Genomic DNA, 14703 nt, shown 5'->3' with positions numbered 1-14703 from the left:
TAGCGAGGGGGCTGGCCGGGCCGGGTCGCCGCTGGGGGCGGTGGCTCATCGGGGCCAGGGTCTGGCGGAGGCAGGTGCAACAGCAGCTCGCCGGTGGCGAGGCCGGGGACCTCGTGCGAGAGCGAGCCGTCGGACGCGGTCGTGCCGCAGTGCTCGGTGCGTCCCACCCGGAGGACGTATTCACGTCCCGCGTAGGGCCTCTCCCTCGGGTCCAACAGGATGATGTGCAGGCGCCGTTGCTTCAGCGTGAAGGTGCTCGTGTTGCCTGTCCGGATCGGTGCCGTCCTCGGACTGACCATGCCGCGTCCCCCGTGCTTCGACTCGCCCAGGTGCCGTCACCGTGATGCCGTTGTTGCCAAAATAAGCGCAGTCCACCTGAACCCGGAATCACGTGACAGTGAGGAATCCACAATTCTGTCGGTTGGGTGAAACCCGCCGAACCTGCCAGGTCATGGAGGCGACGTGCCCATGGCCTGGTGGGTAGGGCGAGTGATCGCTGCTCGACGCGGTGTGTGCCTGGAGGAGGACGTGCCCGAGCAGGTGGGGTCAGCTCGCCGCTGCTTCGTGGGGGGCGGAAGGCGCCTCGCCGGGTGACGGAAACGCTTCCTCCCGAGGCCGCGGGGGCTGTTGCCGTCCGGCTCCGAACACGGCGTAGAGGACGGGGAGGACGACGAGGGTGAGGAGCGTGGAGGAGAGGATGCCGCCGATGACGACGGTGGTGAGGGGGCGTTGGACTTCGGCGCCCACGCCCGTGTTGAGCGCCATGGGCAGGAACCCGATGGCGGCCACGGCTGCTGTCATCAGCACGGGGCGCAGGCGGGAGAGGGCTGCTTCTCGGAGGGCGTCCGCCAGCGCGTGGCCTTCCGCGAGCAGTGCCCGCACGCGCGAGACGAGCACCATGTCCCCGAGCACCGAGACACCGGACAGGGCGATGAAGCCCACGGCGGCGGAGATGGAGAAGGGCATGCCCCGCAGCAGGAGCGCGAGTACGCCTCCCACCATCGCGAAGGGCACGCCCGCGAAGATGCGCACCGCGTCCAGGACGCGCCGATACGTGAGGTAGAGCAGGATGAAGATGAGGGCCAGCGCCAGGGGCACGACGATGAGCAGACGTGCCTGGGCGCGCTCCAGGTGCTCGAACTGTCCGCCGAAGCGCACGTAGTAGCCGGAGGGGAGCTCCAGCTTTTCATCCAGGGTTCGGCGCAGCTCCTCGACGAAGCCGCCGAGGTCCCTGTCGCGCACGTTGGCCTGGACGACGATGCGACGCTTGCCCCACTCGCGCTGGAGCGTGGTGGGACCGGACACCTCGCGGATTCGGGCAAGCCGGCCCAGCGGCACGCGTGCTCCCCCCGGCGCTGTCACCGGTATCGTGGCCAGCATCGCCGGGTCGCTCCGAAACTCCTCGGAGAGGCGCACGGCCAGGTCGAAGCGCCGCTCGCCCTCGCGCACCTCTCCCACGGTGCGGGTGCCCACCGCCTCCACCACGTCGAGCACCGCGCGGGTGGAGATGCCGTGTCGAGCCACCGCCTCCCGGTCTACCGTCACCTCGAGCACGGGCTGTCCGGTGAGCTGCTCCACGGTGACTTCCGTGGCGCCAGGGAGCGCCTTGACCAGGCCCTCCAGCTCACGGGCCTTGGCCTTCAAGATGTCCAGGTCGTCCCCGAAGAGCTTGATGCCCACGTCGCCGCGCACGCCGGCGATCATCTCGTTGACGCGCATTTCAATGGGCTGGAGGAAGGCCATGCGCATGCCGGGCAGGTCCGCCAGCTCCGCGCGCATCTCGGCCACCAGCTCGTCCTGTGTCGTGGCGCGCTTCCAGGTCTCCCGTGGCGTCAGGGTGATGAAGACGTCGGACAGCTCGATGCCCATCGGGTCGGTGGCCACCTCCGCCGTGCCGGTGCGCGTCCACACGCGGCGCACCTCGTCGGGGAAGCGGGTGAGGAGCACCTTCTCGATTTGCGTGCCATAGCGGACGGACTCGGTGAGGGACACCTCGGCCAGCCGCACGGTGTTGATGACGAGCGCGCCTTCGGACAGCCGTGGAACGAACTCGCCGCCAAGCCGCGTGGCCGCGGCGAGCGAGCCCACGATGAGCACGCCGGCGCCGATGAGGACCGTGCGTGGATGCGCCAGGGCCTGGTCCAGGACGGGCCGGTAGCAGCGCTTGAGGAGGGAGACGAGGCGCGGCTCGCGGGAGTGCCCTCCACCTTGCTTCAGCGCGAAGGACGCCAGCACCGGCATCAGCGTCATGGAGAGCACCGCGCTGCCCAGGAGCGCGAAGATGACGGTGAGCGCCATGGGGCGGAACAGCTTGCCCTCCACACCCTCCAGCGCGAGCAGCGGCAGGTACACCACCAGGATGATGAGCTCACCGAAGAGGGTGGGGCCGCGCACCTCGACGGCCGCGTCGCGCACCACTTCGAGGAGGGAGCGGCTCCCCTTGGCCTCGGCGAGCCTCCGCTCCGCGTTCTCCACGAGGATGACGGACGAGTCGACGACGAGCCCGAAGTCGATGGCGCCCAGGGACATGAGGGTGCCGGCGATGCCGAAGCGCAGCATCGCGTTGAAGGCGAACAGCATGGACAGCGGAATGGCCGCCGCGACGATGAGCCCCGCGCGCCAGTTGCCCAGGAAGCAGAAGAGCACGGCGATGACGAGCAGCGCGCCTTCCATGAGGTTCGTGCGCACCGTGCGCAGCACGTGGTCCACCAGCTCGGTGCGCTCGTAGACGGGCTCCACGGAGACGTCCTGGGGCAGGGCGCGCTTCACCTCTTCGAGCCGCCGGGCCAACGCCCGCGTCACCGTGTGCGAGTTCTCGCCGACGAGCATGAAGCCCAGGCCCAGGACGGCCTCGCCTTCGCCATCGGCGGTGGTGGCACCCCGACGGATTTCATGGCCCACCTCCACGCGGGCGACATCCCGGATGCGCACCGGCACGCCCTCGTGCGCCGCGACGACGACGTCCTCCACGGCCTTGCCGCTCTCCAGGATTCCGACGCCGAGGACGAGGCTCGCCGCGCCCCCGCCCTCCACCACGCCGCCTCCCACGTTCGCGTTGTTCTCCTCCAGCGCCCGGTAGACGTCCTGGAGGGAGACGTTGAACTGTTGCAGGCGGCGCGGCTCCACCACGACGTGCCACTGCTTCTCCTCGCCGCCCCAGGCGTTCACCTCGGCGACGCCGGGCACGCCGCGCAGCCGTGGCGCGATGACCGAGTCATGCAGCGTGCGCAGCTCCTCCAGGCTCTTCGTGCGGCTCTTGACCAGATAGTGGAAGACCTCGCCCAGGCCCGTGGCCACGGGGCCCAGCGTGGGGCGCTCGATGCCCTTGGGAACCTCCACCCGGCCGAGCCGCTCGGCGACCTGCTGTCGCGCGAACCACAAGTCGGTGCCGTCATTGAACTGGAGCGTCACCTGGGACAGGCCGAACTTGGAGATGGAGCGCAGCTCCCCGAGGCGCGGCAGCCCCGCCAGGGATTGTTCGATGGGGATGGTGAGCTGCCGCTCCACCTCGATGGGCGTGAGCGCCGGAGCCACGGTGTTCACCTGCACCTGGGTGGGCGTCGTGTCTGGGATGGCGTCGATGGGCAGCGCGCGGAAGGACAAGAGCCCCGAGACGACGAGGACTCCGGTGCCGACGAGGACGGCCCCGCGGTGCGACAGTGACCAGTCGATGACTCGCGTCAGCATGGCGGCTACTGGCCCTCCGACGTCTCGCAGCAGCCCGCGCCGATGGACCCCTTGAGGATCTCCGTCTTGAGGAGGAAGGCGCCCGTGGTGACGATCTCCTGGCCCTCGGAGAGTCCCTTCACCACCTCCACCATCTCACGCGTCCTGGCGCCCAGCTCCACTGCGACGGGCTCGTAGAGGCCCGCGCCCTTCTTCACGAAGACGAGCGTGCGGCCCTCCGCGCGCTGGATGGCCTCGCGAGGCACGAGCAACGCCGGGTGCTCGGCGGCCACCTGCACCCGGGCTTGGAGGAAGAGGCCCGCCTTGAGGGCGCCCCCGGGATTGGGCAGCTCCACGCGGGCGCGCACCGTGCGCGTGGCCGGGTCCACGGAGGCGCCCACGCGGGTGAGGGTGGCCTGGCGTGTCTGTCCTGGCATGCTCTCGAAGGAGAGGGTGACGGGCTGGCCCGCGCGCACCTGGCTGGCGTCCGCCTCGGGCACCTCCAGCAAGGCCCACAGGGTGCTCAGGTCGGCGACCTCGAGGAGCGTCTGGCCCGCGCCCACCAGTCGCCCAGGGACGGCATCGCGGCTCACCACGGTGCCGGCGAACGGCGCGTTCAGCACGTGGATGCCTTCCTGCCCACGGGGGGAGGCTCCTGAAGCGACGAGAGAGACGGCGGCCGCGGCGCTTTCGGTCTCGGCGGCGACAAGGTCCGCCCGGGCCTGCTCCAGGTGCTTGCGCGCACTGATGCCGTCTGTGACGAGCGCCTGCTGGCGCATGAGCGCGGCCCTCGCGGCCTGGATCCGTGCTTGGGCGGAGACGAGCCGCCCCTGGTTCTCGGCCACCTCGCCTGACGTCACCACCACGAGCGGCTGCCCGGCCTCCACCTCGTCGCCGACGTCCGCTCGGACTTCGGCGATGCGTGCGTCGCCGCGAGTCGAGAGCTGGGCCCGTCGGTTGTTGTTGAAGTCGAGCTTTCCGACGACCTCCAGCGTGGGCGCGAAGGGCCGCTTCTCCACGCGACGGGTCTGGATGCCCGCCTCTCGCGCGGTCTCGTCCGAGGCGAGGCGAACGCGCGTGCCCGGCTCGGGAAAGACGGGAGGCGCCGCGCCCGCGGCCTTCACCAGGTCCGGGTGGCAATACGGGCAGACGGACTCAGGGAAGCCGTGCTCCCGGCAGTAGTCACCGGCCTCGATGAACTTCGTGACGAGGGTGGGATTGCACTTCGTGCACTTCGACTCGGGAACCGCGTGCTCCTTGCACCAGTCCTTCGGCGCGGTGGCCAGCGTGGTGAAGTTGAGGTTCGGGTTGCATTGGAAGCACTGTGACTCGGGCACTCCGTGTGCCGCGCACCAATCGTCTTGCGACTTGAAGACGTCGATGAGGTCCGGGTTGCATCGGGTGCACAGCTCGGCCGGCACCTTGTGTTCACACAGGGAAACGGGCTTGGAAGCTCCTCCCGCGACGGTCCGCGCCGTGGAGGGCTTCTCCGCCACCGCGGGCTTTGACTCCTTCGCGCAGCTCGCCGCACCCGCGAAGAGCAGGGCGCACAGCATCATCGGACCGGCGCGGGAGGCGGACATCTACTTCACGCCCTTCTTGGCGAGGTCGGGGTGGCAGAGGGAGCACTGGGACTCGGGGCGCTCGTGCTCCGCGCACCAATCGCCCTTGGCCTTGAAGACGGCGGCGAGCTTCGGGTTGCAGCGCGTACACAGGGACTTCTGCACGCCGTGCTCACACCTGGGCTTCTCTGCTTCGGCGGACTGGGACTTCTCGGCGGCCTTGGGTGCGTCTTCGGCCAGGGCAGGGGAGACGGTGAGCAGCGCGACGAGCACGAACAGGGGATGCAGTGAACGCATGAGGTGGCTCCAGCCGGGGCGGGTTGCCCACGGCGAGGTGAACCCGCGCGACAGGCGCGGGGAATGTGGACGGGCAGGGCTTGCAGATGACGAGCGCGTGCGTGCGTCCGCGCGCCCTGGAGGCATGCGGAGGACACACGTCTCCCGTGAAGGGAGTCGTCAGGCTCTAGGCGGCTGGAAGATGTCGGCGGCCAGTCCAGAGAGGACCGGCTCGGCCACGCGGCCAGGAACAGGGGGCGGAGCGGCCGCGGCGGCGAGGTCCTGCATGAAGGGAACTGGCGCCGGAGTGGCTCTCAGCGGACAGCAGGGACACAGGACGCAGCTGGGAGCGCAGTCGGTGCACTCATCGTCTTCGTCCTCCGCGCAGTCGGCGTGCGTGTCCGAGGCGAAGGCCAGCGTCTGAAAGACACCGCCCGTCATCAAGACGAGGAGTACGGCCAGGAATCGCAGGAGGAACCGCATCCACCCGCTGGCTTAGCCAGGACGGAGGGGCTGAGTCAATTCGCCGCGCCGGAGACCCGCCCCTCGACGGGGACGCTCAACTTCTCCAGGAGGCGCCGCATGGCCCGGGAGTCCCAGTCACGAGGGCCTGGGAAGCGGGCGACCAGTCGGCCCTCGACGACGAGGAGGCTGGTGGGGAGCAGCTCCACCCCGAAGGCATGGGCGACCTGCTTGCCGGGGTCCAGCCGCACGCGCAGCTCGGGAGGAGGAGGGCCCTCGAAGTACGCCTCCACGGTGGCGAGGTCGGTGTCGTGGCTGAAGACGACGACCTGGAGTCCTTCGGGAGGTGCTTCGGCCAGGGCTTGGAGCTGCGGTGTCTCCCTGCGACAGGGGGGGCACCAGGACGCCCAGAAAACCACCAGCAGCGCTCGTGCGTCCGGTGCATCCTCGATGACCGGCGCGGCGCCTTCGACGCGGACGTAGCTGGGGGGAGGCTCGCTCCGGCAGGCCCAGGTCATCATGGCGAGCACACAGAACGCCAGTGCTTGCCTGGGGGGATGGTTGCGCATCACGACTGAAGGTAGCGCGGGCCTGGGGCCCATGCCACGTCAGCACGCAATTGAAGTCGTCCCTGTTCGTGCCTGGAGGGGGATGTGGGTCTGGGCCGACCAATCCGGTCGATGCCGGCGGTTCGATGTTTCGAGGGAGCTCTGCATGAAGCGCGGATGGATGGATGTTGGAGTCGTCGCGGGAATGGCGCTGTTGCTCGCGGTGTCGTCGGCGAGCGCGGCGAGTCGGAAGGACTCGATTGACCGCCTGGCCGCGAAGTACCTGGAGCTGAAGCAGTTCAACGGAGCGCTGCTGGTCGCCGACGAGAAGGGCATCATCCTCAAGAAGGGGTATGGCCAGGCGAACTTCGAGTGGCAGCTTCCGGTGACGCCGGACACGAAGTTCCGCATCGGCTCCGTCACCAAGCAGTTCACCGCCGTGCTCATCCTGAAGCTCGTGGAAGAGGGCAAGGTGGGGCTCGAGGACCCCATCACGAAGCACCTGCCGGACTACCGCCAGGACACGGGCTCGCGCATCACCGTGACGCACCTGCTGAACCACACGTCGGGCATCCCCAGCTATACGGGGCGGCCGGACTTCGGTGAGAAGATCTCCCGCAATCCGTACACGGTGGCGGAGTTCGTGAAGCAGTTCGCCAGCGGCGACCTGGAGTTCGAGCCGGGGTCCAAATACGCGTACAACAACTCGGGCTACTTCATCCTGGGCGCCATCATCGAGAAGGTGACGGGAAAGTCCTACGCGCAGGTGCTGCGCGAGCGGATCTTCGAGCCGTTGGGGATGAAGAACACGGGCTTCGACGTGTCGGCGACGGTGCTGGCCAAGCGCGCGAGCGGCTATGAGCGCAACCCGGATGGGTTCGTGAACGCGGCGTATATCGACATGGGCCTGCCGTACGCGGCCGGGTCGATGTACTCGACGGTGGAGGACCTCTATCTGTGGGACCGCGCGCTCTACGGAGACAAGGTGCTGTCGGCGGAGCTGAAGCAGAAGATGTTCACCCCGGGGCTGGCGGGGTACGGCTTCGGCTGGGACGTGTCGCCCATCAAGCTGGATGACGGGAAGACGGAGGTCGCGTCCACGAGCCACGGTGGTGGCATCAACGGCTTCAGCTCGTATCTGGTGCGCGTGCCGGAGAAGAAGGAGGTCATCATCGTCCTGAGCAACGTGGGGCGCGGGGTGAGGGCGCGCAGCATGGCGGTGGGAGCCCTGAGCGTCCTTCACGGCGTCACGCCCCAGACGCCGTTGAAGCCGATTGGCGAAGTGGTGTGGGAGTCGCTTGCCAAGGGACCCGCCACGGACGCCATCACCCAGTACAAGGCGGTCAAGGCGAAGAAGCCCGCTGAGTACTTCTTCGGGGTGGGAGAGCTCAATACCGTCGGCTATCGGTTGATGCAGGGGGGCCGCTTGCGGGAGGCCATTGAGATCTTCAAGTTCAACGTGGAGCTGTTCCCGCAGGATGGGAACGTCCATGACAGCCTGGGCGAGGCGTATCTGGCCCACGGTGACAAGGCCCAGGCCGTGACGAGCTACCGCCGCTCGCTGGAGCTGGATCCCACGAACACGAACGCGGAGAAGGTGCTCAAGGAAATCGGGCAGCCCGCGGCGAAGTAGCTCTGCCGCAGAGACTCCCGCGGGGGCTGGGCTCCGCGGGAGTAGGCTTCGCGTCCATGAGCGACTCGGTGCTGTACCGGCCCTTCGACATCGTCCGACGTCTTGGGGCCAACGTGGCAGTCGTCTACCGTTGTGTCGAAGTGCTTCCCGGACGCGGCTTCGTGGTCCAGAGCGCTGACTGGGTCAGGTTGCCCGTGGAGCGAGAGCTTCTCCGCCGCCACGAGCAGCAGTTCTGGGAGTTGCTTTGTGAAGAGGCGCCGGAAGTGAGGAGCAGCCTGTTCGCGACGGTTGAACAGGCCATCGCTTCGTTCGACGCCGACTTCGGTAATGACTGAGCCGGTGCTGAATCGTTGTCGGCCGGCACGTGCCGTGCGGGTTCAGCGATTCGGGAGACGCTCGGCGACTGCCACCAGTGGTGAGCGCAGCAGTCGACGCAGTCGTCCTGCTGCTGTCTCCCCTTGGTATGTGGGCGCCTGTTTCCCCACGGCAGTGAGGGACATCGTCTCGATGATGCGGATGGCCTTGGGCATCGCCGCGCGCTCGGCGATTTCTCCCGCGACGAACGACAGGAGTTCCTCGGGTGTCGATCGCGCTCCCTCCTTGCGCTGGACATATGCGACGGGGAGCTCGCCCGCCCTCGCATCGGAACGACCGATGGCCGCCGCGAGCTGCACCGCCGGATGCTTGTAGAGCGCTGCTTCGATATCGGCCGGGTCGATGTTGTGCCCACCGCGAATGATGAGCTCCTTCTTCCTCCCCGTGAGCCAGAAGAACCCGTCGGCGTCCCGGCGTCCCAGGTCTCCCGTGTCCAGCCAGCGTCGTCCGTCACCCACGTCGGGGAAGAGCTTCGTGTTCTGCTCCGGTGACAGGTAGCCGTCGAACACGTTCGGACCGCTGACCACCAGGACGCCCACTTCGTCGTCCACGCAGTCCCGGACGTACTGCCCCTCTGAATCCATCACCACGGCCTTCATCGGTTGAGCCGGCATGCGCAGGCCAATCGAGCCGGGTCGTCGTTCTCCCGAGGATGGACCTGCTTCGTGCCTTCGAAGCAGGCCAGTGCCGCATGTCCGGCGGCTCCCTGGTCGCGGGAGCCTGCTCGAACGACAAGCTCACCGCCTGCGCGGCTTCACGTCCTCCATCTCGTCGTCCGGGCCCATGTCGTCCGGGTCCGGCTCCGGCTCATCGTCCGGGCGCGTGGCGTAAGCGCCCGGCTCGTCATCCGGACCCATGTCGTCCGGATCCGGCTCGTCGTCCAGGCGCTCCGTCTCGTCCATGCCGTCGTCATACGCGGGCACCGGGGCCGCGTACGCCTGCAACTGCGCCTCACGCAGTTGCCGGAACGCCTGCACACCCACCGCGCCCAGGCCGATGACGAAGATGATGGGCCCCGGCGAGATGCGAATGTGCAACAGCGCCCAGAGCAGGCCCACCCCCACGACGCCAGCCGGCGCGAAGCGCGTCCACGCGGGCCGCGACACTTCCGGCCTCAGCGCGAGCAATCCCAAGAGCGACAGCAACAGCAACTCCACCACCACGGCGCCGGACAAATCCCACCCGGACAGCGTGGTGATGCCCGCCCCCGCCGTATAGAGCACGTCGTCCGCGGCACGCTGCGAGGGGATGACGTGCAGCTCCGGAGGGCCCGCGGGCACCGGCGCATTCGCCACCTCGGGCATCGTGCTCACCGTCGCCCACGGAGCGAAGAGCGTCAGCACGCACAGCGCCACGCCCCCCAGCGCCACCACCTCTGGAACGACGAGCAACTGCCTCCCGTCGAAGTAGCGCGCCAGCACGCCTTCCGGACCCGCGATCACCTTGCGGTACTGGTCATGGACGACGAGGCCCGCGCCCAGCAGCCACAGCCCCGGCGTGAAGCCCAGCCCCAACATCCGCACCGCCAGGGCCGTCAGCAGCGCCGCGTACGCCGCTGGCACCTCGGGGCGATAGAGCACCGCGGGCAGGAGCTTCGTCACGCTCGAGGCCTCGCCCGCCAGGCGCAGCTCGCGCGCCACCAGCAGCACCCCGCCCACCAGGGCCAGCAACGTGCCCACCACGCCCACGCCGTCGAAGGCGGGGAGGATGGAGAGCGCCAGCGCGAAGGCCAGCACCGCCAGCCCCACCACGCTCTGGGAGTGCGCCGGCACGCTCGCCAGCCACCGGGGACCGTCGTACTTGGGCCCCGTCTGTCCCGGGTCCGTGTCCTCGGCCGTGTCAGCCGTCGCCGTCGCTATCACCTTCGACTTCGACTTCGCCGCGGGTGCCGGCGGCACATAGTCGACGCCCTGGCGGTGGGCCTCCGCCTCGTCGATGATATCCGCCGCGTAGGACGGCTCCTCCATCGACCGCCTGGCCCGGAGCGTGGGACGCGAGCCCGTGACGCCCGGGGGGGGCTCCGGCATCTTCGCGCCGCAGTTCTCGCAATACCTCAGCCGACTGTTCGAGGCTTCGCCGCACTCCGGGCACCGCATGAACCCACCTTGCTGTGCGGAGGGCGGGGGGAAGCCCTCTCGGTCCAGCGCAAGCCGGCCGATGATACGTCGATTCCACCGGAAGCGAGAGGCCTCCGGTGAGGCGCTACGGCCGGGCCGCCTCGGCGGAGGAAGGAGCCTCCGCGGTGGCCGTCAACTCGCGGATGCGCCGGGTCAGCGTCTCCGGGTCGATGGGCCCCACGTGCTTGCCTTGGATGGTGCCCGCCGGGTTGATGAAGTAGGTCTCCGGCACACCCGCAACGCCATAGCTCACCGCCATGCGCGAGCGAGGGTCCACGAGCTGCGGGAAGCTGTACCCCTGGCGTCGCAGGAACGCGCGCGCGTTGTCCTCGGAGTCCTCGAAGACGACGCCCAGGAACACCGCCTGCGAGCCGAACTCCCGCTGCCCCCACTCCAGCACCGGGTGCTCGTACTGGCAGGGCCCACACCACGACGCCCAGAAGTTGATGACCACCGGGCGGCCCTTCAGGTCCGCCAGGCTCACCTTCTCACCGGTGTCCAGCGAGCGCAGCACGAAGTCCGGTGCCGGCTTGCCCGCGAGCATGAAGGGCACCTCGTGCGGATTGCGCCCGAAGCCCTTGGCCAGCACCACCAGCAGGCCCACGCAGACGATGACGAAGCCGATGGTATAGCGGTACCGACGCATCAGGCCGCCCCCCGCTCCGCGTCACCACCCGCCAGGGGCGAAGCGCCTGCTTCCGCGCTGGCCGTCGCCACCGCCGCCCGCCGACGCGGCCACAGCGCGATGAGCGTGCCCAGCACCAGGAGCGGGATGCTCCACCAGATCCACCCCACCATCGGGAAGACCCAGACGTTGAAGCTCGCGTTGCCGGCCTGCTCGGAGAAGGCCATCAGGGAGATGTACAGGTCCTCGCCGGCCGTCTCTCGCACCGCGGGCGTGCCGATGGGGTCCGTGCTCCGCTCGTAGTAGTTCAGGCGGGGCTTCACCTCTTCCACCTTGCCGCCCGGCGTCGTCACTTCCACGCGCGCCGCGACGAAGGTGCGGTGCGGCTCCTCGCCGCTCATCAGCCCCTGGTACTTGAGCTGATAGCCGTCCAACGTCATCGTCTGGCCCTTCTTCAACGTGCCCGACGTGTGCTTCACGTACGAGGACGACGCGGACACCGCGACGATGATGAGGACGATTCCCAGGTGCACCACGTAGCCGCCGAAGCGGCGCTGCGCCTTGGTGGCGCTCGTGAACACCGCGGTGAGGAAGCTCTCCTTGCGCTCCGTCATGCGGACCCGGATGGGCGACACCAGCTCGCGCAGCGTGACGACGGTGACGAAGCCCGCCAGCCCGAAGGTGAGCAGCGGGTACACGCCGCGCAGCCCCACCCCGAAGCAGATGGCCGCGACGACCAGGCCCACCCCCGCGGGGATGAGGAACTGCCGCCGGAGCGTCTCCTTGTCCGGCTTGCCCCACGGCAGCACCGGGCCCACGCCCATCAGGAACAGCACGGCGATTCCACCCGGCACCGCCATCTTGTTGAAGTACGGCTCACCCACGCTGACGCGCACGCCACGCACCGCCTCGGACACCAGCGGGTACAGCGTGCCCAGGAGCACCGTGAACGTGATCGCCACGAACACCAGGTTGTTCATCAGGATGCTGGCCTCGCGTGACGCGAGCGAGCTCAGCCGCCCCTCGGGCACCAGCAGCGGACCGCGCACCGCCAGGAGGGCGATGCACACCACCAGCAGCACGCCCAGGAACACCAGGAACGTGGGGCCGATGTCCGACTGGGTGAAGGAGTGGACCGAGTTGAAGATGCCCGAGCGCGTCATGAACGTGCCCAGGATCGTCAGCACGAAGGACGCGAGCGCGAGCGACAGCGTCCACAGCTTCAGCATCCGCTTGCGCTCCTGCACCATCGTCGAGTGCATGAACGCCGTCGCCGTCAACCACGGCAGGAAGCTGGCGTTCTCCACCGGATCCCACGCCCAGTAGCCGCCCCAGCCGAGCACGGCATAGGCCCACCAGGCGCCGAGGATGATGCCAATCGACAGGAACAACCACGCCACCAGCGTCCAGCGCCGCAGGGGCGCCATCCACGCTTCGCCAATCTCGCCGCGCAGCAGGCCCGCCACCGCGACGCCGAACGGCACCGTCATGCCCACGTAGCCCAGGTACAGGAAGGGCGGGTGGATGATCATCAGGACGTGGTTCTGGAGCAGGGGATTGGGGCCGGGGCCGTCCGCCGGAACGGGCGACACGGCGCCCCAGGGGTTGGCGGGGCCCGCGATGAGGAACGCGAAGAACACGCCCACCGCCAGCATGGTGCCCAGCGCCAACTGCATGTAGCGCGCGTGCTCGCGGCGGTGCACCCATGCGAAGGCCGCGATGTACACGCCCATGATGAGGCCCCAGAAGAGGATGGACCCCTCCAGCGCGCTCCACAGCGATACCACCGTGTACAACAACGGCGTGTCCAGGCTGCCCACCTGCGCCACGTACTTCACGCTGAAGTCATGCGTGACGAGCGCGTAGACCATCATCAGGTTCGCGGCCACCATGCAGCCGGCGAAGCCCCACACCGCGCGCATCACCCAGGGGAAGCCCGCTTCACTGCGGCGCAACCCCGTGACAAGCCCCACCAGCGCGCCGAAGGTCGCGAACGCGAGCCCTCCGAGCACCAGCCCGTATCCAATCGACCCGTTCACCGCGCCTCCGCGCCCGTCCCCGTGCTGGCCGTCGTCGTGCCCTCGGAGAGCGTCTCACGCCACTTGTTCGGGTCCTCGCCCTCCTTGGGCGCGCGGTACTCGTTCGAGTGGTTCACCATCAGCCGGTTGGAGCTGAACACTCCGGACGCGTCGTAGGTGCCCTCCACCACGACGCCAATCTTGTCGCGGAACATCTGCGGCGGCGTCTCCGTGGAGCGCACCAGCACGCTGGCGGTGCCCTCGTGGGCGTCGTTGGCCACCCGGAAGTGCAGGGTGGTGTGCTCCGCGTTCCACTGGATGCTGCCCGGCTGCACCACGCCACCCAGGCGGATGGTGGCCGAGTACGCCTTCTCCCCCTGGGCCAGCATCTCCGAGGGGCTCCAGTAGTAGACGAGGTTCTCTCCGATGTTGCCGAAGGCCACGAACCCCAGGCCAGCGCCGGCGACGAGCAGCGCTCCCAGGGCGAACAGTCGATTGCGAGCGACAGGCGTCATGACAGGCTCACTCCTTCGCGGCCTGGGGCCGGCGCAGCCAGAGAGACAGCGAGTAAAGCACGAGCGCCACCACGGTGATGCCGTAGCAGGCCCAGACATAGCCCCAGCCACCCTGGATGCGGCCACTTCCCACCTGGCCCGCGGCCTGGGCGAGGACTCCCAACGTCGTCAAAGTCGTCATGTTCAGGCCACCTTCGGGGTGTCGCGGACGGAAGCCGCGGGGCCGTTGCCGGGCAGCGCTTCCGGGAGGGCGACTTCCGCCTGGCGCTCGGCCATGGCGATGCGGTAGCGGTGCACCAGCATGGCGATGGTCAGCAGCAACAGGCCGATGGCCGACACTCGCAGGCACAGCACCATCTGAGGATCCACCGTCTTGGGGCTCGACTGCACCTGGTGGAGGCTGCGCCACCAGCGCACGGAGAACCACACGATGGGCAGGTTGATGGCGCCCAGGATCGCGACCACCGCGCTCCACGTCGCGCGCTTGTCCGGATCCTCCACGAAGCGGCGCAGCACCAGGTAGCCGGTGTAGGTCACCAGCATGATGGCCTCCGACGTCAGGCGCGGATCCCAGGACCAGTAGACGCCCCAGGTGGGACGGCCCCAGATGGCCCCCGTCACCATGCCCAGCGCGCCGAGCACCAGGCCCACCTCGGCCGCCGCCTCCGCCGTCGAGTCCAGCTTCCAACTGGCGTTGGAGCGCACCAGGTACGTCACCGCCGCCACGAAGTTCAGGAACATGGCCAGCATGGCCATCCACTGGAGTGGCACGTGCACGTACATGATGCGCTGTACGTCACCCATCTCCCGGTCCGGCGGTGCCCACGCCAGCCCCAGCCACCATCCGGCGGCGAGCACGCCCAGACCCACCACTGGCAGGCCCCACTTGATGAGCTTGTTCATCCG

General features: G+C 68.8%; 13 protein-coding genes and 1 pseudogene. 2 read left to right on the top strand and 12 right to left on the bottom strand.

What is annotated here, in order from left to right; all coding sequences use genetic code 11:
- From HUW62_RS24570 to HUW62_RS24550, 5 genes and pseudogenes are all read right to left on the bottom strand, one after another.
- A pseudogene (locus tag HUW62_RS24570) lies at positions 1-299 on the bottom strand (peptidoglycan-binding protein); the annotation flags it as partial.
- Positions 300-546: 247 nt separating this feature from the next.
- On the bottom strand, positions 547-3687 hold the full coding sequence (locus HUW62_RS24565; protein WP_176435778.1) for an efflux RND transporter permease subunit: 3141 nt from the start codon (positions 3685-3687) through the stop codon (positions 547-549).
- Positions 3688-3692: 5 nt separating this feature from the next.
- Positions 3693-5249, bottom strand: a complete 1557-nt coding sequence (locus tag HUW62_RS24560; RefSeq protein WP_176435777.1) for an efflux RND transporter periplasmic adaptor subunit — start codon at positions 5247-5249, stop codon at positions 3693-3695.
- The gene (locus HUW62_RS24555) at positions 5250-5525 is read right to left on the bottom strand and encodes a hypothetical protein (RefSeq protein ID WP_163870569.1); all 276 of its coding nucleotides are present in this window, start codon (positions 5523-5525) and stop codon (positions 5250-5252) included. It lies immediately after the preceding gene.
- 497 nt (positions 5526-6022) lie between these two features.
- Positions 6023-6487 carry a TlpA disulfide reductase family protein gene (locus HUW62_RS24550; RefSeq protein ID WP_240357119.1) on the bottom strand — a complete coding sequence of 155 codons (465 nt, stop codon included), beginning with the start codon at positions 6485-6487 and terminating at the stop codon, positions 6023-6025.
- Positions 6488-6680: 193 nt separating this feature from the next.
- Between HUW62_RS24550 and HUW62_RS24545 the strand changes: the two genes are divergently transcribed.
- Both HUW62_RS24545 and HUW62_RS24540 read left to right on the top strand, forming a co-directional pair.
- Positions 6681-8147, top strand: a complete 1467-nt coding sequence (locus tag HUW62_RS24545) for a serine hydrolase domain-containing protein (RefSeq protein WP_176435776.1) — start codon at positions 6681-6683, stop codon at positions 8145-8147.
- A gap of 56 nt (positions 8148-8203) precedes the next feature.
- The gene (locus HUW62_RS24540; RefSeq protein WP_163870565.1) at positions 8204-8482 is read left to right on the top strand and encodes a hypothetical protein; all 279 of its coding nucleotides are present in this window, start codon (positions 8204-8206) and stop codon (positions 8480-8482) included.
- A gap of 42 nt (positions 8483-8524) precedes the next feature.
- On the opposite strand, the gene HUW62_RS24535 is transcribed toward HUW62_RS24540, so the two are convergent.
- The 7 genes from HUW62_RS24535 to ccsA form a co-directional block, all read right to left on the bottom strand.
- Positions 8525-9136: an AMP-binding protein gene (locus HUW62_RS24535; protein ID WP_176435775.1), complete on the bottom strand. Its 612-nt coding sequence runs from the start codon at positions 9134-9136 to the stop codon at positions 8525-8527.
- Between the two features lie 123 nt (positions 9137-9259).
- Entirely contained in the window at positions 9260-10549 is a 1290-nt protein-coding gene (locus HUW62_RS24530; protein WP_255203615.1) for a zinc ribbon domain-containing protein, read from the bottom strand.
- Positions 10550-10724: 175 nt separating this feature from the next.
- Positions 10725-11285, bottom strand: coding sequence for a redoxin domain-containing protein (locus tag HUW62_RS24525; RefSeq protein WP_163870562.1), 561 nt, complete (start codon positions 11283-11285; stop codon positions 10725-10727).
- Positions 11285-13303, bottom strand: coding sequence for a heme lyase CcmF/NrfE family subunit (locus HUW62_RS24520; protein WP_163870561.1), 2019 nt, complete (start codon positions 13301-13303; stop codon positions 11285-11287). The genes HUW62_RS24525 and HUW62_RS24520 overlap by 1 nt, the downstream gene beginning before the upstream one ends.
- Positions 13300-13797: a cytochrome c maturation protein CcmE gene (locus HUW62_RS24515; RefSeq protein WP_163870560.1), complete on the bottom strand. Its 498-nt coding sequence runs from the start codon at positions 13795-13797 to the stop codon at positions 13300-13302. Before HUW62_RS24515 ends, HUW62_RS24520 begins: the two co-directional genes overlap by 4 nt.
- A gap of 7 nt (positions 13798-13804) precedes the next feature.
- Complete coding sequence (locus tag HUW62_RS24510) at positions 13805-13978, bottom strand: heme exporter protein CcmD (RefSeq protein ID WP_141643301.1); 174 nt, start codon at positions 13976-13978, stop codon at positions 13805-13807.
- A 2-nt stretch (positions 13979-13980) separates the two neighbouring features.
- Positions 13981-14700, bottom strand: a complete 720-nt coding sequence (gene ccsA / locus HUW62_RS24505) for a cytochrome c biogenesis protein CcsA (protein ID WP_176435773.1) — start codon at positions 14698-14700, stop codon at positions 13981-13983.
- Positions 14701-14703 lie beyond the last annotated feature (3 nt).

Source organism: Myxococcus sp. AM011 (genome assembly GCF_013372595.1).
Lineage (GTDB): Bacteria > Myxococcota > Myxococcia > Myxococcales > Myxococcaceae > Myxococcus > Myxococcus eversor.
The sequence above is the reverse complement of the archived record's forward strand: the minus strand, read 5'-3'. Positions and strand labels throughout refer to the sequence as shown.